The sequence below is a fragment of the Streptomyces sp. NPDC059002 genome (genome assembly GCF_042740435.1).
Classification (GTDB): Bacteria; Actinomycetota; Actinomycetes; order Streptomycetales; family Streptomycetaceae; genus Streptomyces.
On record NZ_JBHYJI010000052.1, the window covers coordinates 31,989 to 54,488 of the forward strand.

General features: G+C 74.4%; 3 protein-coding genes (1 of these 3 cut by a window edge). All 3 read left to right on the forward strand.

Translation table 11 applies throughout. The features are described from left to right. Tightly spaced (each overlapping or abutting the next), the 3 genes in view from ACFWZ2_RS33405 to ACFWZ2_RS33415 form a layout consistent with a single transcriptional unit that may run on beyond the window. A protein-coding gene (locus ACFWZ2_RS33405; RefSeq protein WP_384552119.1) for a non-ribosomal peptide synthase/polyketide synthase crosses the window boundary here: on the forward strand, positions 1–4,004 show its 3' portion. 18,022 nt of this gene lie to the left of the window's left edge; the window shows 4,004 of its 22,026 coding nt (coding positions 18,023–22,026); its start codon lies beyond the left edge, outside the window; the stop codon is at positions 4,002–4,004. After that, positions 4,004–15,289 carry an amino acid adenylation domain-containing protein gene (locus tag ACFWZ2_RS33410; protein ID WP_384552120.1) on the forward strand — a complete coding sequence of 3,762 codons (11,286 nt, stop codon included), beginning with the start codon at positions 4,004–4,006 and terminating at the stop codon, positions 15,287–15,289. Before ACFWZ2_RS33405 ends, ACFWZ2_RS33410 begins: the two co-directional genes overlap by 1 nt. Then, positions 15,286–22,500, forward strand: a complete 7,215-nt coding sequence (locus ACFWZ2_RS33415) for an amino acid adenylation domain-containing protein (protein WP_384552122.1) — start codon at positions 15,286–15,288, stop codon at positions 22,498–22,500. Before ACFWZ2_RS33410 ends, ACFWZ2_RS33415 begins: the two co-directional genes overlap by 4 nt.

Consider the following 22,500-nt stretch of genomic DNA (forward strand, 5'->3'; position numbering starts at 1 on the left):
CGCGGCCGACGGTGAGCGGACACCAGGGCGACCGGGTCACCTTCACCGTGCCCGCCGACCTGCACGGGCGGCTCGCCGGGCTCGCCCGGGAGACGCACACCAGCGTCTTCATGGTCGTCCAGGCCGCGCTCGCCTCGCTGCTCGACCGGCTCGGCGCGGGCACCGACATCCCGATCGGCACGCCGATCGCCGGACGCACCGACAGCGCACTCGACGACCTCGTCGGGTTCTTCATCAACAACCTGGTCCTGCGCACCGACACGGCGGGCGACCCGACGTTCCGCGAACTGCTCGACCGGGTGCGGCGCACCGACCTGGAGGCCTACGCCCACCAGGACCTGCCCTTCGAGCAGCTGGTGGAGGCGGTCAACCCGGTCAGGTCCCTCGGCAGGCACCCGCTCTTCCAGGTCCTCCTGAGCGTCAGCACCGTCGACGACGACCCGGTCGAACAGGCCGGTCTCACGGGCCTCGACGTCGCCCCGTACCGGCTCGGCACCGCGGCGGCCAAGGTGGACCTCGCCCTGGCGCTCGCCACCGCGCGGTCCTCCGACGGCACGCCCGCCGGGCTCTCGGGCATCCTCGACTTCGCCACCGCACTGTTCGACCGCTCCACCGCGGTGTCCGTCGTCGACCGGTTCCTGCGACTGCTCGAAGCCGTCGCCGCCGACCCCGACCTGCGGATCGGCGCCGTCGACGTCCTCGACGCCGCCGAGCGCCACGACATCCTCGTACGCCGCAACGACACCGGACGGCCGACCGGGCCCGCCACGCTGCCCGAGCTGTTCCTGCGGCAGGCCGTGCTGACCCCGGACGCACCGGCCGTCGTCTACGGCGACCGGACCCTGTCGTACGCCGACCTCGACGCGCGCGCCGACCGGCTCGCGCACCGGCTGCGCGCGCACGGCGTGCGGCGCGGCACCCCCGTGGTGCTCCTCATGCGCCGCTCGGTGGAGCTGATCGTGGCGACGCTCGCCGTCGCCAAGGCGGGCGGCGCCTACGTCCCGCTGCACGAGTCGTACCCGGTGGAGCGCATGCGCTTCGTCGTCGAGGACTCCGCGGCGCGCCTGGTGCTCACCGACGCCGAAGAGGCGCACCGCGCGGCCGAGTTGGGTGAAGGCCTCACCGTCGTCAGGGCCGACGAGGACACCGAGGGGCACTCCGGCCCGCACGAGGCGCTGGAGGTGGCGCTCGCGCCCACCGACCTCGCGTACGTGATGTACACCTCGGGCTCGACCGGTGTGCCCAAGGGCGTCGCCGCCACCCACGGCGGCGTCGCCGACCTGGCCCTCGACGGCTGCTGGTCGCCGGCCGCGCGCGCACGCGTGCTGCTGCACGCGCCGCACGCCTTCGACGTGTCGAACTACGAGATGTGGGTCCCGCTGCTCTCCGGCGGCACCGTCGTCGTGGCCCCGCCCGGCACCCTCGACGCCGCCGCGCTCGGCGAGCTGCTCGACCGGCACCGCATCACAGGGGTGCACCTGACGGCCGGGTTCTTCCGGGTCGTCGCCGAGGAGGCACCCGGCTGCTTCGCCGGTGTCCAGGAGGTGCTGACCGGCGGCGACGTCGTCGCGCCGAACGCCGTGGCCCGCGTCATCGAGCACGCGCCGCACCTCACGGTGCGCCAGCTGTACGGGCCGACGGAGACCACGCTGTGCGTCGCGCACCACGGGGTCACCGCGCCGTACGAGCCCGGTGCCCGGCTGCCGCTCGGCAGGCCGCTCGACCACACCCGCCTGTACGTGCTCGACGCCGCGCTGCAGCCGGTGCCCGACGGCGTCGTCGGCGAGCTGTACGTCGCGGGCGCCCAGGTCACCCGCGGCTACCTCGGCCGTGCCGCGCTCACCGCCGAGCGCTTCACCGCCGCCCCGCACGGCGCGCCGGGGGAGCGGATGTACCGCACCGGCGACCTGGCCAGGTTCAACCGTGCCGGGCAGCTCGAATACCTCGGCCGCGGCGACGACCAGGTCAAGCTGCGCGGCTACCGCATCGAACTCGGCGAGATCGAGGCCGTGCTCGCGCGGATCCCCGGCGTGGCGCAGGCCGCGGCCCTGGTCCGCGAGGACCGCCCCGGCGACCGCCGCCTCGTCGCCTACGCGGTGCCGTCCGACCAGAGCGACGGCGACCTCGACCCCGGCGAACTGACCGCCCTGCTGCGCGAGCGGCTGCCCGACTACATGGTCCCCGCGGCCGTGCTGACGCTGCCCGCGCTGCCGCTGACCACCAACGGCAAGCTGGACCGCAAGGCGCTGCCCGCGCCCGACTTCCAGGCCCTCGCCACCGGGCGCGACGCGGGCACCGTGCTTGAGAAGAGCCTCGCCGCGCTCTTCGCCGACGTGCTCGGCCTGGAGCGGGTCGGCGTCGACGACGGGTTCTTCGACCTCGGCGGCGACAGCATCCTCTCCATCCAGCTCGTCAGCCGCGCCCGCGCGGCGGGCCTCGCGCTCACCGTGCGCGACGTCTTCGAGCACCAGACCATCGCAGGGCTGGCGAGGCTCGCCGGACTCGACCTGACGGCCGACACCGGAGCGGCCGCGGCGGACGTCGCCCCCACGGGCCCGCTGCCCGCGACCCCCGTCATCAGCGCGTACGGCGAATCCGGCGGCCCCGTCGCCGAGTTCAACCAGTCCGCGGTGGTCCAGGTGCCCGTGGAGGCCAGGCTCGACACGCTCGGCGCGGCCCTGCAGGCGGTGCTCGACCACCACGACGCGCTGCGCCTGCGGGTCGGCGGGCTCACCCCCGACACCGACCTCGACGTCCTGCCGCCCGGCACCGTCGACGCCGCCGCCTGCCTGGTCCGCGTGGATGTGGCGGACCTGGCGCAGGACGCCCTGCACGACGCGGTACGGCGCGAGGCCGAGAGCGCCCGCACCCGGCTCGCCCCGGCCCGCGGCGTCATGCTGCAGGCCGTCTGGCTGGACCGCGGCGCACGCTCCGGCCTGCTCGTCCTGGTCGCCAACCACCTCGCCGTCGACGCGGTCTCCTGGCGCACCCTGCTGCCGGACCTCGCCGACGCCTGGCGGGCCGCCCACGACGGGACCGCCGCACGGCTCGCGCCGGTCGGCACGTCCTGGCGGCAGTGGGCGCACACCCTGCGGGACATGGCCACCACGCCGGAACGCGAGAGCGAACTGGACATCTGGCGCGCCATCCTCGACAGGACCGCGCCCGACCGGGCGTACGGCAGCCACGACGACGCGGGCACGCTCTCCCTGACGCTGCCCGCCGACGTCACCGAGCCGCTCCTGAGCCGGGTGCCCGGCGTCTTCACCGGCGGCGTCAACGACGTGCTGCTCACCGGGTTCGCCGTCGCCGTCGCCGAGTGGCGGCGCGAACGCGGCGAGCAGGAAGGCCCCGTCGTCGTCGACCTGGAGAGCCACGGACGGCACGAGGACGCGGTGCGCGGCGCCGAACTCTCCCGCACCGTCGGCTGGTTCACCAGCGTCCACCCCGTCCGGCTCGCCCCGCGCAACGACGGCGACCTGTGGGAGGGCGGGCCCGCCATGGGCCGCGCGATCCGGCACGTCAAGGAGCAGCTGCGCGCGTTCCCCGACAGCGGCATGGGCTACGGCCTCCTCCGCCACCTCAACCCGCGCACGGCGACCGCGCTCGCCGCGTTCCCCGCACCCGAGTACGGCTTCAACTACCTGGGCCGCGGAGCCGTCGCCGGGGACCCCGGCGACTGGGACCGCGTCGCGGGCGGCGTCGCGGGCCGCCCCGAGGGGACACCGCTCACCCACGCCGTCGAGATCAACTGCGCCGCGCAGGACGGCCCCGACGGGCCGCTCCTGACCGCCCACTGGACGTACGCGGGCGGCCTGTACGACGCCGACGGCATCCGACGCCTCGCCGAACTGTGGTTCACGGCCCTGGAGGCCCTGGTGGAGCACGCGCGCAGGCCCGACGCGTCGGGCCTCACACCGTCCGACATCACGCACGCGTCGCTGAGCCAGGCAGAGATCGACGAGTTCGAGGAAGACCTCATGTCCGATTGGGAGAACCAGTAGTGAGCAAGCAGACCCCACAGATCGAGGACATCCAGCCGCTGTCCTCGCTGCAAGAGGGCTTTCTCTTCCTCAGCCTCTTCGACAAGGCCGGACTCGACGTCTACATCCGCCAGTTCGTCCTCGACCTGGACGGCGAGCTCGACGCGGGGGCCATGCACGCCGCCGCACAGCAGCTCATCGACCGGCACGCCACGCTGCGGGCCGCGTTCCGCCAGCGCAAGAACGGCGACTGGGTGCAGATCGTCATGCGCGGCGTCCGGGTGCCCTGGACGGTCGTCGACCTCACCGCGCTCGACGCGGACAAGCGCGACGAGGAGGCACGGCGCACCGTCGAGGAGGACCGGCTGCGCCGCTTCGACCCCGCGCGCCCGCCGCTGATCCGCTTCACGCTCATCCAGCTGGCGAAGAACCGCCACCGCCTGGTCATGACCAACCACCACATGCTGTTCGACGGCTGGTCCCTGCCCATCCTGCTGCGCGAACTGACCGCCCTCTACACGGGTACGGCCGGTGCGGCCCTGCCCCGACCGCGGCCCTTCCGCGAGTACCTGGCCTGGCTCGGCGAACGCGACAAGGACGCGGCACGCGCCGCGTGGACCGAGGCCCTCGCCGGCATCGAGTCGCCGACCGTCGTGGCACCCGACGCGGGCCCCATCAGCGAACTGCCGCGCCAGATGCCCGTGCCGCTCGACCCGGAGGTCAGCACCGCGCTCGTCGACCGGGCCCGCGCCCAGGGACTCACCGTCAACACGATGGTCCAGGGCGCCTGGGCCCTGGTCCTCGCCCAGCTGACCGGCGCGTCGGAGGCCGTCTTCGGCGTCACGGTCTCCGGCCGTCCCGCCGAACTCCCCGGCGTGGAGAGCATGGTCGGCCTCTTCATGAACACCGTGCCGCTGCGCGCCCGCATCGACCCCGCCGAGTCGGCCGGCCAGTACCTGCGCCGCCTCCAGGCGGAGCAGACCAAGCTCCTCGACCACCAGTGGGTGAGCCTCGCCGAGGCGCAGAGCTGGGCGGGTTCCACCGGCCTGTTCGACACCGGCATGGTCTTCGAGAACTACCCCGTCAACGCCGCCAAGCTGGACGCCGGACTCGGCTCCGCAGGACTCACCGTCGACAGCGCCGCGATCCGCGGCGGCGGCCACTTCACCCTGCAGCTCATCGCCGACCTGCGCGGCACCGCCCTCAACGTCCGCGTGGACTACCGCCCCGACCTCCTCTCCGACGAACAGGTCCGCGAGGTCGCGGAACGGGTCGCCCGGGTCCTCGCGGCGTTCGTCGCGGACGCGGACGTGCCGGTGGGGCGGATCGGGCTGCTGGGTGCGGCCGAGCGTGAGCGGGTCCTTGGGGAGTGGAACGGGGTCACGGGCGGCGAGGTCGCTTCGGTGTCGCTGCCGGAGCTGGTCTCCGCGCGGGCGCGGATCGCGCCGGACGCACCGGCTGTGAGTGACGAGAACTCCGCTGTGTCGTACGCGGAGTTGGACGCGCGTGCGGACCGGCTTGCGCGGTATCTCGTGGCACAGGGCGCGGGCGCCGAGCGGTTCGTCGCCGTGGCGATGCCTCGTGGGGTGGAGGCCGTGGTGGCCCTGCTCGCGGTGGTGAAGTCCGGTGCGGCGTATGTTCCGGTGGATCCGGACTATCCGGTGGAGCGGATCGCGTACATGGTGGAGGATGCGGCGCCGGTGCTGGTGCTCGCGTCCCGCGATGTGGCGGGCAAGCTGCCGGAGACGCAGGCCCCGGTTGTCGTACTCGATGGTCTTGAACTGCCCGATGGTGGCGCCGAGTTGGCGTCTCCCGCGCCGGGTGATCCCGCGTATGTGATCTATACGTCGGGTTCGACCGGTCGCCCCAAGGGTGTGGTGGTCGAACACCGCGCGGTGGCCGCGTACTTGGCGCACGCGGGTGCGGCCTACCCGGACGCCGGGGGCGCGACGGTGCTGCATTCGCCGCTGTCCTTCGACCTGACGGTCACCGCTTTGTGGACGCCGCTGACCCTCGGCGGGCACGTGCACCTCGCCGCGCTGGACGGCGACGATCATGTGACGCGTGCGCAGCCGTCGTTGATGAAGGTGACCCCGAGCCACCTGCCCCTGCTCCAGGAGCTGCCGGAGTCGGTGAGCCCGAGTGGGACGCTGATCATCGGTGGTGAGCAGCTGACCGGTGAGGCGCTTGTCGCGTGGCGTGAGCGTCATCCGTCCGTGCGCGTGATCAATGCGTATGGTCCGACTGAATCGACCGTGAACTGCGCCCAGTTCGTGATCGAGCCGGGTCAGGAGGTCGGTTCCGGTCCGGTGCCGATCGGGCGTCCCTTCGGGCACTTGCGGATGTATGTCTTGGATGGTGCGCTGCGGCCCGCTCCGGTGGGTGTCGCGGGAGAGCTCTATCTGGCGGGTCCGCAGTTGGCGCGCGGGTACTGGGGCCGTCCCGGTCTGACGGCCGAGCGGTTCACCGCCGACCCGTACGGCGAGCCCGGCGCCCGGATGTATCGCTCGGGTGACCTCGCGCGCTGGAACCAGGACGGTCAGCTGGAGTACGTCGGCCGCACCGACCACCAGGTCAAGCTGCGCGGTCACCGCATCGAGCTGGGCGAGATCGAGTCCGCCGTCCTCGCACACCCCGCCGTCGCCCAGGCGGCCCTCGTCCTGCGTGAGGACGAGCCCGGCGACCACCAGTTGGTGGCCTACGTCGTGGCCGCCGAAGGCCGTGCGGCACAACAGGCCGACATCCTCGCCGAGTTGGGCGGGCGGCTGCCGGACTACATGGTGCCGTCGGCGGTCGTCGTCCTGGACGCGCTGCCGTTGACGGTGAACGGCAAGCTGGACCGGGCCGCGCTGCCCGCGCCCGCCCATGCCGACCGGCCGGTGGGCGGTCGTGGTCCGCGGACGCCGCAGGAGGAGATCCTCTGCTCGCTCTTCGCCGAGGTGCTCGGCCTGGAGAGGGTCGGCATCGACGACGACTTCTTCACGCTCGGCGGGCACTCGCTGCGGGCCACCCGGCTCGTCAGCCGGATCCGCAGGACGCTCGACGTGGAGCTGCCCATCCGGCAGCTGTTCGAGACGCCGACGGTGGCGGGTGTCGCGGCGGCCGTGGCCACGGCGGGGCGCGGGCGTGCGGCGCTGGTCGCGCGGCCCCGTCCGGAGCGCGTCCCGCTGTCGTACGCCCAGCGCAGGCTGTGGTTCCTGCACCAGTTGGAGGGTCCGTCGGCGACGTACAACATGCCGACCGCGCTGCGCCTGACGGGTGCGCTCGACGAGGCCGCGCTGCGTGCCGCGCTCACGGACGTGGTGGCCCGGCACGAGAGCCTGCGGACCGTCTTCGCCGAGGACGACGAGGGGCCCCGCCAGATCGTCCTCGCGGCCGAGGAGGCGCGGCCCGTGGTCGAGCTCGTGCCCAGCGACCGGGAGAACGTGGCCCGTGCGCTCGGCGATGCGGCCCGGCACTGCTTCGACCTGGCCGCCGAACTCCCGCTGCGGGCCACGCTGTTCAAGGTCGCGCCCGACGAGCACGTGCTGCTTCTGCTGCTGCATCACATCGCCGGTGACGCCTGGTCGATGACGCCGCTCGCCCGTGACCTGAGCGCCGCCTACGCCGCGCGCACCGGGGGGCTCGCGCCGGACTGGGCGCTGCCCGACGTGGCGTACGCGGACTACACGCTGTGGCAGTACGAGACGCTCGGCAGCGCGGACGACGCCGACAGCGCGCTCGCCACGCAACTCACCTACTGGAAGCAGCAGTTGGCCGATCTGCCGGAGGAGCTTGCGCTGCCCGCCGACCGGCCGCGGCCCGCCGTGGCGTCGCACCGGGGCGAGCGGGTGGCCTTCACGCTGCCCGCCGAACTGCACCAGGGGCTCGCCGAGCTGGCCAGGTCCACGCACACCAGCGTGTTCATGGTCGCGCAGACCGCCGTCGCGGCGCTCCTGAACCGGCTCGGCGCGGGCACCGACATCCCGATCGGCACGCCGATCGCGGGCCGCACCGACGCCGCGCTCGACGATCTCGTCGGCTTCTTCATGAACACGCTGGTCCTGCGCACCGACACGGCGGGCGACCCGACGTTCCGCGACCTGCTCGCCGGGGTGCGCGCCACCGACCTGGCCGCCTACGCCCACCAGGACCTGCCCTTCGAGCAGCTCGTGGAGGTCCTCAACCCGGCCCGTTCGCTGGGCCGTCACCCGCTCTTCCAGATCCTGCTCACCGTGCACAACGCCGACGAGGGCGCGGCCGCCGACGCGATCGGCGGGCTGCCCGGCCTGGACGTCACGGTGGTGGGCGGCGGGGACGGCGCGGCGCGCTTCGACCTGTCGTTCGCGTTCACGGAGCAGTTCACCGAGGGCCGGGTGCCCGCGGGCCTGCACGGCTCGGTGACCTACAGCACGGACCTCTTCGACCGGGGCACGGCCGAGGCGCTCGTCGCCCGTCTTGAGCGGGTGTTCGGCGCCGCGGTGGCGGACCCGGACGGGCGCATCGGCGCCGTCGACCTGCTCGCGCCCGCCGAGCGCGACCGGCTGCTCGGCAGGGACGGCGCCACCGTGCGCGCCTTCCCCGACGAGTCGGTCGCCGACGCGTTCCGCGCGCAGGCCGCCCGCACCCCGGAACACCCCGCGCTGATCGCGGGCGACACCACCCTCACGTACGCCGAACTGGACGCGCGCGCCGAGCAGTTGGCGGCCCTGCTGCGGTCCAAGGGGGCCGGGCCCGAGCGGTTCGTCGCGCTGGTCCTGCCGCGCGGCGCCGACCTGATCGTGAGCCTGCTCGCCGTCCTCAAGAGCGGTGCCGCGTATCTGCCGATCGACCCCGGGCACCCCGGCGAGCGCATCGCGTACATGCTGGCGGACAGCCGGCCGATGCTGGCCATCGGCACCACCGGGACGGCCCGGGACCTGGACACCGCCTCGGACCTGGAGTGGCTGCTGCTCGACACGGACGCCGTGGAGACGGCCGCCACCGCACCGGTCGGCCGGGAAGAGGCGTCGGCCGGGCACCCGGCCTACGTCATCTACACCTCCGGGTCGACCGGACGGCCCAAGGGCGTCGTCGTCAGCCGGGGCAGCCTCGCCAACTTCCTCGGCGACATGCGCGGACGCGTCCCCGTCGGCGCGGCCGACCGGCTGCTCGCCGTCACCACCATCGGCTTCGACATCGCGGGTCTTGAGGTGTTCCTGCCGCTCCTGGACGGCGCGACGCTCGTGCTCGCCGACAAGGACACCGTCCAGGACCCGAGCGCGCTCGGCGCCCTCCTCGTCGACAGCGGCACCACCGTCGTACAGGCCACGCCGAACCTTTGGCACGGCCTCCTCGACACGGTCCCCGACGCGCTGCGCGGCGTGCGCGCCCTGGTCGGCGGCGAGGCGCTGCCCGCCGAACTCGCCCGCAGGCTCGCCGAGTCGTGCGCCTCCGCCGTGAACGTCTACGGCCCCACCGAGGCCACCATCTGGGCCAGCGCGTCCCCGCTGGACACCGGGCTCACCGGCGCCCCGCCGATCGGTGTGCCGCTCGCCAACACCCGGATGTACGTCCTCGACGCGGGCCTGCGCCCGGTGCCGCCCGGCGTGCCCGGGGAGCTGTACATCGCGGGCGCCCAGCTGGCCCGCGGCTACCTGGGCCGTGCGGGCCTGACCGCCGAGCGGTTCACCGCCGATCCGTTCGGGGCGCCGGGGGAGCGGATGTACCGCACCGGCGACCTGGCGCGCTGGCGCGGCGACGGACAGCTCGACTACCTCGGCCGCACCGACCACCAGGTCAAGCTGCGTGGCTTCCGCATCGAACTGGGCGAGATCGAGGACGCGCTCGGCCGCCACCCCGGCATCGCCAAGGCCGCGGCCCTCGTCCGCGAGGACCAGCCGGGCGACCAGCTCCTCGTCGCGTACGCCGTGCCCGAGGACGGCGCCGTCCTCGCACTGCACGAGGTGCGCGAGCGGCTCGCCGCTTTCCTGCCCGAGTACATGATCCCGTCGGCCCTCGTCACCCTCGACGCGATGCCGCTCACCCCCAACGGAAAGCTCGACCGCAAGGCGCTGCCCGCCCCCGACCACTCCGGGCGCCCCGCGGGCCGGACGCCGCGCACCCCGCAGGAGGAGATCCTCTGCACGCTGTTCGGCGAGGTGCTCGGCGTGGACGGCGTCGGCATCGACGACGACTTCTTCGCACTCGGCGGTCACTCGCTGCGCGCCACGCGCCTGGTCAGCCGCGTCCGTGACGTCATGGGCCTCGAACTGGCCGTCCGCGGGCTCTTCGAGACGCCGACCGTGGCGGGCCTCGTCGCCGCCCTCGGCCGCGCCGACCGGGCCCGCGCCGCACTGCGCGCCCGCCCCCGCCCCGAGCGCCTCCCGCTGTCGTACGCCCAGCGCAGGCTGTGGTTCCTGCACCACCTGGAGGGCCCGTCCGCGACGTACAACATCCCGACGGCCCTGCGTCTGAAGGGTGCGCTCGACGAGACCGCGCTGCGCGCCGCGCTCGCCGACGTGGTGGCCCGGCACGAGAGCCTGCGCACCGTCTTCGCCGAGGACGGCGAAGGCCCGCACCAGGTGGTCGTCGCCGCCGCGGCCGCCGTGCCCGGGCTCGACGTCACGGACACCACCGAGGCCGACCTGCCGGGCGCCCTGCGCGACGCGGCCGGGCACTGCTTCGACATCACCGCCGAACTCCCGCTGCACGCCCACCTGTTCCGCATCGCCCCCGACGAGCACGCCCTGCTGCTCCTCGTCCACCACATCGCGGGCGACGGCTGGTCCATGGCGCCGCTGGGCCGCGACCTCACCACCGCGTACGCGGCCCGTGCGCGCGGCACCGCGCCCGACTGGGCTCCGCTGCCCGTGCAGTACGCCGACTACGCCCTGTGGCAGCGCGAGGTGCTCGGCGACGAGAACGACGCGGACAGCCCGCTGGCCCGTCAGCTCGCCTACTGGAGCGGGCAACTCGCCGGTCTGCCCGAGCAGTTGGAGCTGCCCACCGACCGGCCGCGCCCCGCGGTCTCGGGCAACCAGGGCGACCGGGTCACCTTCACCGTGCCGAACGAGCTGTACGAGCGGCTCGGCGCGCTCGCCCGCACCAGCCGCACCAGCGTGTTCATGGTGACGCAGGCCGCGCTCGCCACCCTCCTGAACCGGCTTGGCGCGGGCACCGACATCCCGATCGGCACGCCGATCGCCGGACGCACCGACAGCGCGCTCGACGACCTCGTCGGCTTCTTCGTGAACACGCTGGTCCTGCGCACCGACACAGCAGGTGACCCGACGTTCCGCGAACTCCTCGACCGGGTGCGGCGCACCGACCTGGAGGCGTACGCCCACCAGGACCTGCCCTTCGAGCGGCTCGTGGAAGTCCTCAACCCGGTCCGCTCACTGGGCAGGCACCCGCTCTTCCAGACCCTGCTCACCTTCAACAACGACCGGCAGGAAGGCGGCGCCGCGGGCCCGGACACCGCGCTCGACGCCAGCCGCATGGAGACCAGCACCGCCTCCGCCAAGTTCGACCTGTCGCTGACGTTCAGCGAGCGGCGCGACGGCGCGGGCGAGCCTGACGGGCTGCACGGCTGGCTGGAGTACCGCACCGAACTGTTCGACGCGGCGACGGCCGATGCCCTGGTCGACCGGCTCCTCCGCGTCCTCGCCGCGGCCGTCGACGACCCGGAACGGCCCATCGGCGCCATCGACATCCTCGACCCCGCGGAACGCGAGCGGATCGTCGCGGGGCGCGGCGGCCCGGTGCGGGACCTGCCGCCCACCACCGTGCTCGACCTGTTCGCCGCGCAGGCGGCGGCCACCCCCGCGAGCACCGCCGTGCTCGCGGGCGACACGGCCCTCACCTACGCCGAACTCGACGCGCGGGCCAGCAGGTTGGCGCGCCTCCTCGTCGCGCGCGGCGCCGGGCCCGAGAGCGTCGTGGCCATCGCCATGCCGCTCTCCGCCCACACGGTCGTGTCCGTCCTCGGCGTCCTCAAATCCGGCGCCGCCTACCTGCCGATCGACCCGGAGACCCCGGCCGACCGCGTCGCCCACCTGCTGCGCGACGCCGCCCCGCACTGCGTCCTGACCACATCCGCCACTCCCGCGGGGCTGTTGCCCGACGACACGGACCCGTACGCGGTCGGCCTGCCCGACGTCGTCGACCTCGACGCACCGCAGACACGGGACGCGCTCGCCGCGTACGACGCAAGCGCGGTGACGGACGCCGGGCGCACCGCGCCGCTCACCCCCGGCAACGCCGCGTACGTGATCTACACATCGGGCTCCACCGGCCTGCCCAAGGGCGTCGTCGTCGAACACCTGCCGCTCGTGCGGTACTTGACCACCGCCAAGGACCGCTACGCGGGCGCGGCCCGCACCGCGCTCCTGCACTCGCCGCTCGCCTTCGACCTGACGGTCACCGGCCTGTACACGCCGCTCCTGACCGGCGGCACCGTCCGCGTCGGCGACCTCAAGGAGCTGCACGGCGCCTCCGTCGACGCCCCGCAGACCGGCTTCCTCAAGGCCACGCCCAGCCATCTGCCGCTCATCCAGGGCATGGCCGGGCAGGACGTGCCGCGCGGCGAACTCGTCCTCGGCGGCGAGAACCTCACCGCGGGCCCGGTCCGTGAACTCCTGCGCGCCCACCCCGGCGTGACCGTCGTCAACGAGTACGGGCCCACCGAGGCGGTCGTGGGCTGCACCGAGTGGCGCGTCACCGCCTCCGACGAGGTGCCCGACGGCTCGCTGCCCATCGGCTCGCCGTTCCCCGACACCCGGCTCTACGTCCTCGACGAGGGCCTGCGCCCGGTGCCCGACGGCGTCCCCGGCGAGCTGTACATCGCGGGCACCCAGCTCGCGCGCGGCTACCTCGGCCGCGCCCCGCTCACCGCGCAGCGCTTCGTCGCCGACCCGTTCGGCGGGCCCGGCGCGCGCATGTACCGCAGCGGCGACCTCGCCCGCTGGAACAAGGACGGCCTCCTCGAATACCTCGGCCGCACCGACGACCAGGTCAAGCTGCGCGGCTTCCGCATCGAGCCCGGCGAGATCGAGGCCGTGCTCGACCAGCACCCGCAGGTCGCCCAGACCGCCGTCGTGGTGCGCGAGGACCGCCCGGGCGACCGCCGCCTCGTCGGCTACGCGGAGTGCGCGGAGGACGGTGTCCCGCAGGGCGCCGACCTGGTGCGGTGGCTGCGCGAGCGGCTGCCCGACTACATGGTGCCCGCGGCCGTCGTCGTCCTCGACGCACTGCCCCTGACCGGCAACGGCAAGGTCGACCGCAAGGCCCTGCCCGCCCCCGACTACCAGGCACTCGCCACCGGCCGGGCCGCGGACACGCCCCGGCAGAAGGCGCTCGCCGACCTCTTCGCCGAGGTGCTCGGCCTGGACCAGGTCGGCGTCGACGACGGGTTCTTCGACCTCGGCGGCGACAGCATCCTCTCCATCCAGCTCGTCGGCAGGGCCCGCGCGGCCGGACTGCACCTCACCGTGCGGAACGTCTTCGAGCACCAGACGGTCGCGGCGCTCGCGGAGTTCGTCGCCGAGGCGGGCGACGAGGGGCCCGCGGCGGGCGCGGGCGAGCGGACGGGCACCCTGCCCGCCACGCCGATCATGCGCTGGTTCACCGAACAGGGCGGCCCCGTCGCCCCGTTCAACCAGTCCGTCGCCGTCCGCGTGCCCGCCGATGTCGACCTGCCGACGCTGACGGCCGCGCTCCAGGCCGTGCTCGACCACCACGACGCGCTGCGCATGCGGGTCACCGACACCGGCACGGACGACGGCGTGGAGATCCTGCCCGTCGGAGCCGTGCGGGCCGCCGACCACGTGCGCCGCGTGGACGTCTCGGGCCTCGGCACCGACGAGCTGCCCGGGGCGCTGCGCACGGCCGCCGAGGAGGCCCGCGGACGCCTCGCCCCGGCCGAAGGCCGCATGGTCGAGGCGGTGTGGCTGGACCGGGGCGCGGCGGGCGGCGCGGCGGCTGACGCGGTGACCGGCAGGGTGGCCGAGGCCGCCGACGGCACCGCTGCGCAGGAGGTGTCCGGCGCGGCTGCCGACGCCGCGACCGGCACCCCCGCCGATGCCGAGCGCGGCACCTCCGCGGATGCCGCGCCGTGCACCCCCGCTGGCGCCGGGCGCGGCACCTCCGTCGGCGCCGCGACCGGTACCCCCGCGGATGCCGCGTCCGGCACCTCCGTCGGCGCCGCGCCCTGCACCCCCGCCGATGCCGAGCGCGGCACCCCCACCGACCCGGCCGACGACACCGACCGGCGCGGCCTGCTCGTCCTGGTCGCCCACCACTTCAGCGTCGACGCCGTGTCCTGGCGCATCCTGCTGCCCGACCTCGCCGAGGCGTGGCACGCGGCGGCGCGCGGCGAAGAGCCCGCGCTCGCCCCCGTGGGCACGCCCTGGCGGCACTGGGCCCGCACCCTCCACGAGGGCGCGGCCGATCCCGCCCGTGAGGCCGAACTGCCGCTGTGGCAGGGCATGTTCGACGGCGCACGGCACCCCGGCACCGACCCGCTGAAGGACACCCGCGAGGACACCGGACGCCTCGCCGTGAGCCTGTCGCCCGAGACCACCAAGGAGCTGCTCACCTGGGTGCCCGGCGAACTGCACGCGGGCGTCACGGATCTGCTGCTCGCCGCGTTCGCCGAGGCGGCCGGGGCCTGGCAGCGCTCGCGCGGCCGCGCGTCGGGTGCCGTCCTGCTCGACCTGGAGAACCACGGGCGGCACGAGGAGCTGCACCCCGGCACCGATCTGTCGCGCACCGTCGGCTGGTTCACCACGCTGCACCCGCTGCGCCTCGCCACCGACCCGGAGGGCACCGGACGCGCCACCCCCGGCGTGCTCGTCAAGCACGTCAAGGAGCAGGTGCGGGCCGTGCCCGACCACGGGGTGGGCCACGGCCAGCTCCGCCATCTCAACCCCCGCACCCGCCAGGACCTGGCCGCCACCCCGGCGCCCGAGTTCGGCTTCAACTACCTGGGTCACTTCACCGGTTCGGACACCGCGCAGGAGGCGGCCGACTGGGCCGCCGTCAGCCGGGGTCTCGCCGGGCAGGATCCGCAGGCGCCGGTCGCGCACGCCGTCGAACTGACGGCGGGCGCGCACGACGACGAGGACGGCAACCCGCGGCTGCGCGCCGAATGGACCTTCGCGCGCAGGCTGCACGCGGAGGCCGACGTGCAGCGGCTCGCCGACGCCTGGTTCCGTGCCCTTGAAGCCCTGGTGGAGTACGCCCGCCGGCCCGACGCCGGCAGCCTCACCGAGTCCGACGTCGCGCTCAGCTCCATCAGCGCCGACGAGATCGCGCTTTTGGAATCCGATTGGGAGGCGTCCCTGTGACGACCACACGCTCCGGCCTGCAAGACATTCTCCCGCTCACCCCGTTGCAGGAGGGGATGCTCTTCCATCACGCGTACGACGCGGACGCCGACGACGCCCTGGACGTGTACACCGTCCAGGTGTTCCTGGAGCTGGAGGGCCACGTCGACGTGGCGGCGCTGCGCACCGCCGCGGACGCGCTGCTCCTGCGCCACCCGAACCTGCGTGCCGGGTTCCGTTTCCAGGGCGTCAAGCGGCCCGTGCAGTTCATCCCGCGCACGGTCTCGGCCGTACTGCGCGAGAAGGACCTGACCACGGCGCCGGACGCGGACCGCGAGCCGCAGGCCGAGGCCGTCGCCGCCCAGGACCGCTGGCAGCGCTTCGACCTGGCGCGCCCGCCGCTCGTGCGGTTCACGCTGATCCGGCTTGCGCCCGAGCGGTACCGCCTGATCATGACGTGCCATCACATCCTGCTCGACGGCTGGTCGATGCCGGTCCTGCTGCGCGAACTCATGACGCTGTACATCTCGCGCGGCGACGTCACCGCGCTGCCCCCGGTGCGCCCGTACCGCGACTACCTGGCCTGGCTCGCGGCCCGCGACCGCGAAGGGGCCCGCGACGCCTGGCGTGCCGCGCTCGACGGCCTTGAGCGGCCCACGCTGGCCGCGCCCGACCCCGGACCGCTCACGGTGCGCCCGGAGCGCGTCGGATTCTCCCTGTCGGACGCCTCGCACGCCGCACTCGCCCAGTACGCCCGCTCCCAGGGCCTGACCCTGAACACGGTCGTGCAGGGCCTGTGGGCCGTCGTCCTCGGCCGCCTCACGGGCAGCGGCGACGTGGTGTTCGGCGCGACCGTCTCCGGGCGGCCGACCGATCTGCCGGGCGTGGAGAACATGGTCGGCCTGTTCATGAACACGCTGCCGGTCCGCGCCAGGCTGGACCCGGCCGAGCCGGTCGGCGCGCTCCTGCGCAGGCTCCAGGACCAGCAGGCGCGGCTCCTCGACCACCAGTGGGCGGGGCTCGCCGAGATCCAGAACTGGGTCGGTTCCAAGCGTCTGTTCGACACCGCGATGGTCTTCGAGAACTTCCCGTCCCGGGTGGGCGCAGGCCAGGGCGGCGACGACGCCCCCGCCGCGGAGGCGCCGCGCGTCGTGAAGATCCACTCCAGTGACGCCATGCACTACCCGCTCGGCCTGCTCGTCCTGCCGCGCCCGCCCATGCGGTTCTCGCTCGGCTACCGGCCCGACCTCTTCGAGCGCGAGGAGGTGGAGCGCGTCGCCGACCGCCTGCGGCACGTCATCGACGCCGTACTCGCCGACCCCGACCTGCCGGTGGGACGCGTCGACGACGGCGCGCGGTCCCTCGCGGGCACGGCGGGCACAGGGCACGCCGGTACGGAGCACGCCCCCGCGCTGCCCGAGACGACCTGCCGCGACCTCTTCGAGGAGCAGGCCGCCCGTACCCCCGAAGCGCCCGCGCTCTCCGACCCCGACGCACTGCTCGGTTACGGCGAACTCGACGCCCGCGCCAACCGGTTGGCGCGCGACCTGATCGGCCGCGGCGTCGGCCCCGAGTCGTACGTCGCCGTCGCCATGCCGCGCGTCAACGACCTCGTCGTCGCGATGCTCGCCGTCCTCAAGGCGGGCGCCGCCTACGTGCCCGTCGACCTCGGCTACCCGGACGAGCGCATCACGCGCATGATCGACGACTCGGCGCCCGTCCTCGCGCTGACCGTCGCGGAGGCCGCGGACCGGCTCGACGGCCTCGGTGTGCCGGTCGTCGCCGTCGACGGCCCCGAGCAGCGCGAGCGCGTCGCCCGGCAGGACGCGGCCCCGGTCACCGATGCCGACAGGACCGCGCCCGCCTCGCCGCGCCACCCCGCGTACGTCATCTACACCTCGGGATCCACCGGGCGCCCCAAGGGAGTCGTCGTCGAGCACCGTTCGCTCGCCGCCTACGCCCAGCGCTGCCGCGAGGAGTACCCGGGCGTCGACGGCGTCGGCCTGCTGCACTCCTCGATCTCCTTCGACCAGAGCGTCGGCGCCCTGTACGTCCCGCTGATCAGCGGCGGACAGGTGCGCCTCGCCGAACTGGACGAGCGCGCGGTGCCGGGCCCCGGGCCCGGCGCGGCACGGGCCACGTTCATGAAGGCGAGCCCCTCCCACCTGGCGCTCCTGGACGAGCTGCCCGACGAGGTGTCGCCGACCGGCAGCATCACCTTCGGCGGCGAGCAGCTGCGCGGCGAGGTCCTCGCCCCCTGGCGCGAGCGCCACCCTGGCACCACCATCTTCAACGTGTACGCGCCCACCGAGGCCACCGTGCACTGCGTCGACCACCGCATCTCGCCCGGCCAGGAGACCCCCAAGGGCCCCATCCCGATCGGCCGCCCGAACGCCAACACCCGCCTGTACGTGCTGGATACGGCCCTCCGGCAGGTGCCGGACGGCGCGCCCGGCGAGCTGTACATCGCGGGCTCCCAGCTCGCCCGCGGCTATCTCGGCCGCCCCGCGATGACCGGCGAACGCTTCGTCGCCTGCCCGTACGAGGCCCCCGGCGCCCGCATGTACCGCACCGGAGACCTGGTGCGCCGCAACGCCGACGGCGACATCGAGTACGTGGGCCGCGTCGACGAGCAGGTCAAGGTCCGCGGCTTCCGCGTCGAACTCGGCGAGATCCAGACCGCGTTGACCGGCCACCAGGGCGTCACCCAGACCTCGGTGATCGTCCGCGAGGACGAGCCGGGCGACCAGCGCATCGTCGCGTACGTCGTGCCGGGCGCCGACGGCTGGGACCAGTCCGTGGCCCGCCGCCATGTCGCGGGCGTGCTGCCCGAGTACATGCTGCCCGCCGCGTACGTCACCCTGGACGCGCTCCCGCTCACCCCCAACGGCAAGATCGACCGCGCGGCGCTGCCCGCCCCCGACTACGGCGCGCAGACGGCCGGGCGCGAGCCGCGCACCCCGCGCGAGGAGATCCTGTGCGGGCTCTTCGCCGATGTGCTCGGCACCAGCCGCCGGGTCGGCATCGACGACAACTTCTTCGACCTGGGCGGCCATTCGCTGCTCGTGATGCGCCTGGTCGGCCGGGTCCGCTCGGCGCTCGGCGTGGACCTCGGCATCCGCAGCCTCTTCGAGGCCCCGACGGTCGCCGCGCTCGTGGAGCGGCTCGACGCGAGCGCGCCGGACGCGCGGCCCGCGATCCGCAGGGGCGACGAACGCCCCGAGCGCCTTCCGCTCTCCTTCGCGCAGCGCAGGCTCTGGTTCCTCGCCCAGCTCTCGGGCCCCGGCCACACCTACAACATCCCCATCGCGCTGCGGCTGCGCGGCCGCCTCGACCGGGACGCGCTCGCCGCGGCCCTCACCGACGTCGTCGAGCGGCACGAGAGCCTGCGCACCGTCTTCCCCGCCGCCGACGGCGAGCCCTACCAGCGGGTCCTCGACACCGTGCCGTTCGACCTGCGCCCCGACCGGGTGCGCGAGGACGCGCTGCCCGAGGTCCTCGCCGAGGCGTCCCGCGCATTCTTCGACCTCGCCGAGCAACCGCCGCTGCGGGCCCGCCTGTTCGAGGTCGGGGCCGAAGGGGCGGCGGGCGGCGACGACTGCCACGATCACGTTCTGCTGCTGCTCGTGCACCACATCGCCAGCGACGCCTGGTCGCGCGGCCCGCTCGCCCGCGACCTGGGCGCCGCCTACACCGCGCGCGCCGAGGGCCGGGCGCCCACCTGGACGGCGCTGCCCGTCCAGTACGCCGACTACGCCCTGTGGCAGCGCGAGCTGCTCGGCTCCGAGGGCGCGGCGGACAGCCTGATCTCCCGGCAGCTCGCCCACTGGCGCGAGGCGCTCGCCGGTCTTCCCGAGCAGATCGACCTGCCCCTTGACCGGCCGCGCACCGCGGCCTCGTCGCAGCGCGGCGCCCAGGTGCACCTGACCGTCGACGCCGAGCAGCACCGCCAACTCCTCGCCCTGGCGCGGGAGTCGGGCGCCAGCCTGTTCATGGTGCTCCAGGCGGGTCTCGCCGCGCTCCTCAACCGGCTCGGCGCGGGCGACGACATCCCGATCGGCTCGCCGGTCGCGGGCCGCGGCGACGAGGCGCTCGACAACCTCGTCGGCTTCTTCGTCAACACCCTGGTGCTGCGCAACGACGTCTCCGGCGACCCGGCCTTCCGCGAACTCCTGCGCCGCACACGGGAGACGGACCTGGCCGCCTACGGCCACCAGGACGTGCCCTTCGAGCGGCTCGTCGAGGTCCTCAACCCGGTCCGGTCCGCCGCCACGCACCCCCTGTTCCAGGTGACCCTGGTCCTGCAGAACACCGCGCGCTCCACCCTCGACCTGCCGGGCCTCACCGCGAACACCGTGCAGGTCACCGACGGGTCCAACAAGTTCGACCTCGGCTTCAGCCTCACCGAGCGCTACACCGAGGACGGCACCCCGGCAGGCCTCGTCGGCGCCGTCGACTTCTCCACCGACGTCCTCGACGCCGGCACGGTCGAGACCATCGCCCGCCGCTACACCCGCCTGCTCGCCCAGGCCGTCGCGAGCCCCACCACCACGGTCAGCGGCTTCGACCTGTGGGACGAGGGCGAGCGCGGGCGCGTGCTCACCGAGTGGAACGACACCGCGCGCCCCGCACCGGGCGCGAGCGTCCCCGAACTCTTCGCCGAGCAGGCCCGGCGCACCCCGGACGCCACCGCCGTGCTCTTCGCGGGCACCCCGCTCACGTACGCCGAACTCGACGCGCGCGCCGAGGAGCTGGCGGACCGCCTCGCCGCCGAGGGGGCGGGCCCCGAGGCCCTGGTGGCCGTCCTGATGCAACGCTCCGCCGACCTCGTCGTGGCGCTGCTCGCCGTGCTCAAGACCGGCGCCGCCTATGTGCCGCTCGACCCGCGCTACCCCCAGCGCCGCATGGAGCAGGTCATCGGCGAGACCACGCCCGCCGTGTTCCTCACGGACGACGCCGAACGGGAGCGCGCCGAGAGCCTGCTCGCGTACGCGCCCTCCGCGCAGGTCGTCGCGGTGTCCGACACCGCACCCGCGGGCGGCGGCGGCACGGCCCGCGGGCCCGTGCGGCCGGGGCAGCTCGCGTACGTCATGTTCACCTCCGGCTCCACGGGCCGCCCCAAGGGCGTCGCGGTCAGCCACGAGAACATCGTCGGCCTGGCCTTCGACCCGTGCTGGGAGGGCGCGGCGCAGCAGCGGGTCCTGGCCCACTCGCCGCACTCCTTCGACGCCGCCACGTACGAACTGTGGGTGCCCCTGCTCTCGGGCCGCACCGTCGTCGTCGCACCGCCCGGCGAACTCGGCGCGCCCGAACTGGAACAGGTCATCCAGGAGAACGACGTCACCTGCGTGTTCCTGACGACCGCGCTGTTCAACTTCCTCGTCCAGGAACGCGTCGAGGCGCTCCGCGGACTCCAGCAGGTGTGGACCGGCGGCGAGGGCGTCTCGCCCGACGCCATGCGGCGGGCCGTCGCCGCATGCCCCGACACCGTCGTGACCCACGTCTACGGCCCCACCGAGACGACGACGTTCGCCACCTTCCACGCGCTGGACGGCGAGGAGCCCATCGAGGGCACCGTGCCGATCGGCGGGCCGATGGCCAACACCCGTGCCTATGTGCTCGACGACCGGCTGCGGCCCGTGCCGCCCGGCGTCCCCGGCGAGCTCTACCTCGCGGCGTCCGGCCTCGCCCGCGGCTATCTGGGCCGCGCCGCCCTGACCGCCGAGCGGTTCGTCGCCGTGCCGTTCGCCGGACCCGGCGAGCGCATGTACCGCACCGGCGACCTGGTGCGGTGGAACGCCGAGGGGCGGATCGAGTTCATCGGCCGCAGCGACCAGCAGGTCAAGATCCGCGGCTTCCGCATCGAACCCGGCGAGATCGAGACCGTCCTGACCCGGCACGACGCGGTGGCGCACGCCGTGGTCACCGTGCACGAGCCGCAGCCCGGCGACAAGCGCCTGGTCGCCCACGTGGTCGCCGCGGAGCCCGACACCCCGGTCGACGCCGCGGCACTGCGCGCGTACGCCGCTCAGACACTGCCCGACTACATGGTGCCCGTGGCGATCACCCCCGTCGACGCGCTGCCGCTCACCCCGAACGGCAAGGTCGACAAGAAGGCGCTGCCCGCCCCCGTCTACGACACGGCCGGCGGGCGCGGCCCGCGCGGACCCGTCGAGGACGTGCTGTGCGGCCTCTTCCGCGAGGTCCTCGGCATCGACAAGGTCGGCATCGACGACAACTTCTTCGACCTGGGCGGGCATTCGCTGCTCGCGCCCCGGCTCGCGGAACGCATCCGCACGGCCTTCGGGGTGCGCCTCGCGGTCCGTGACGTGTTCGGCTCGCCCACCGTCGCGGCCCTCGCCGACCGCGTCGCGGGCGACGGCGCGAGCCACGACCCGCTGGGCGTGCTGCTCCCGCTGCGCCCGCGCGGCAGCGCGGCCCCGCTGTTCTGCGTCCACCCGGGCCTCGGCCTGAGCTGGAGCTACGCGGGACTCCTGCGCCGCATACCGGCCGACGTGCCGGTGTACGGACTGCAGGCGCGCGGCTTCGCCGACGGCGACCTGCTGCCCGACTCCATCGAGCGGATGGCCGCCGACTACGTCGACGAGATCAGGGCGGTCTGCCCGGAGGGCCCCTACCGGCTGCTCGGCTGGTCGCTCGGCGGCAACGTGGCCTACGCCATGGCCTCGCTGCTGCGGGCCAAGGGGGAGCGCGTCGAACTCCTCGCGCTCCTCGACGCCTACCCGAGCTCCGGCGCCGCGGACACCACCGCGCCCGCGGCCCTGGACGAGCGCGACCGCGCCGGACTCCTCGCCCGCAACCTGCGCGCCGACGGCTTCGACGTCGACGCCGCCGAACTCCTCGACAGCGGCTTCCCCGCGGCCCGCTACAAGGCGCACCTCGCGGAGCGCGGCGACCCGCTCGGCGAACTCGACGAGCGCGAACTGACCGCCGTGTCACGGGTGTACGCCAACAACGTGCAGCTGCTCCGCGCCCACCGGCCCGAACCCACCGACGACGGCGTGCTGCTGTTCTCCGCGACCCGGATCCCGGCCGCGTCCGCGGCCCGGGCCGACCGCCCGGGGGACGACCGCCCGCGCGGCGAGGCGGCCTGGCGGCCCTACGTCGGCGGCGACATCGAGATCGTCGACGTCGACGCCGCCCACGCCGACCTGCTGGCCTCCGACTCCGCACTCGCCCGCATCGGCGACACCCTCGCCGACCGGCTCTGA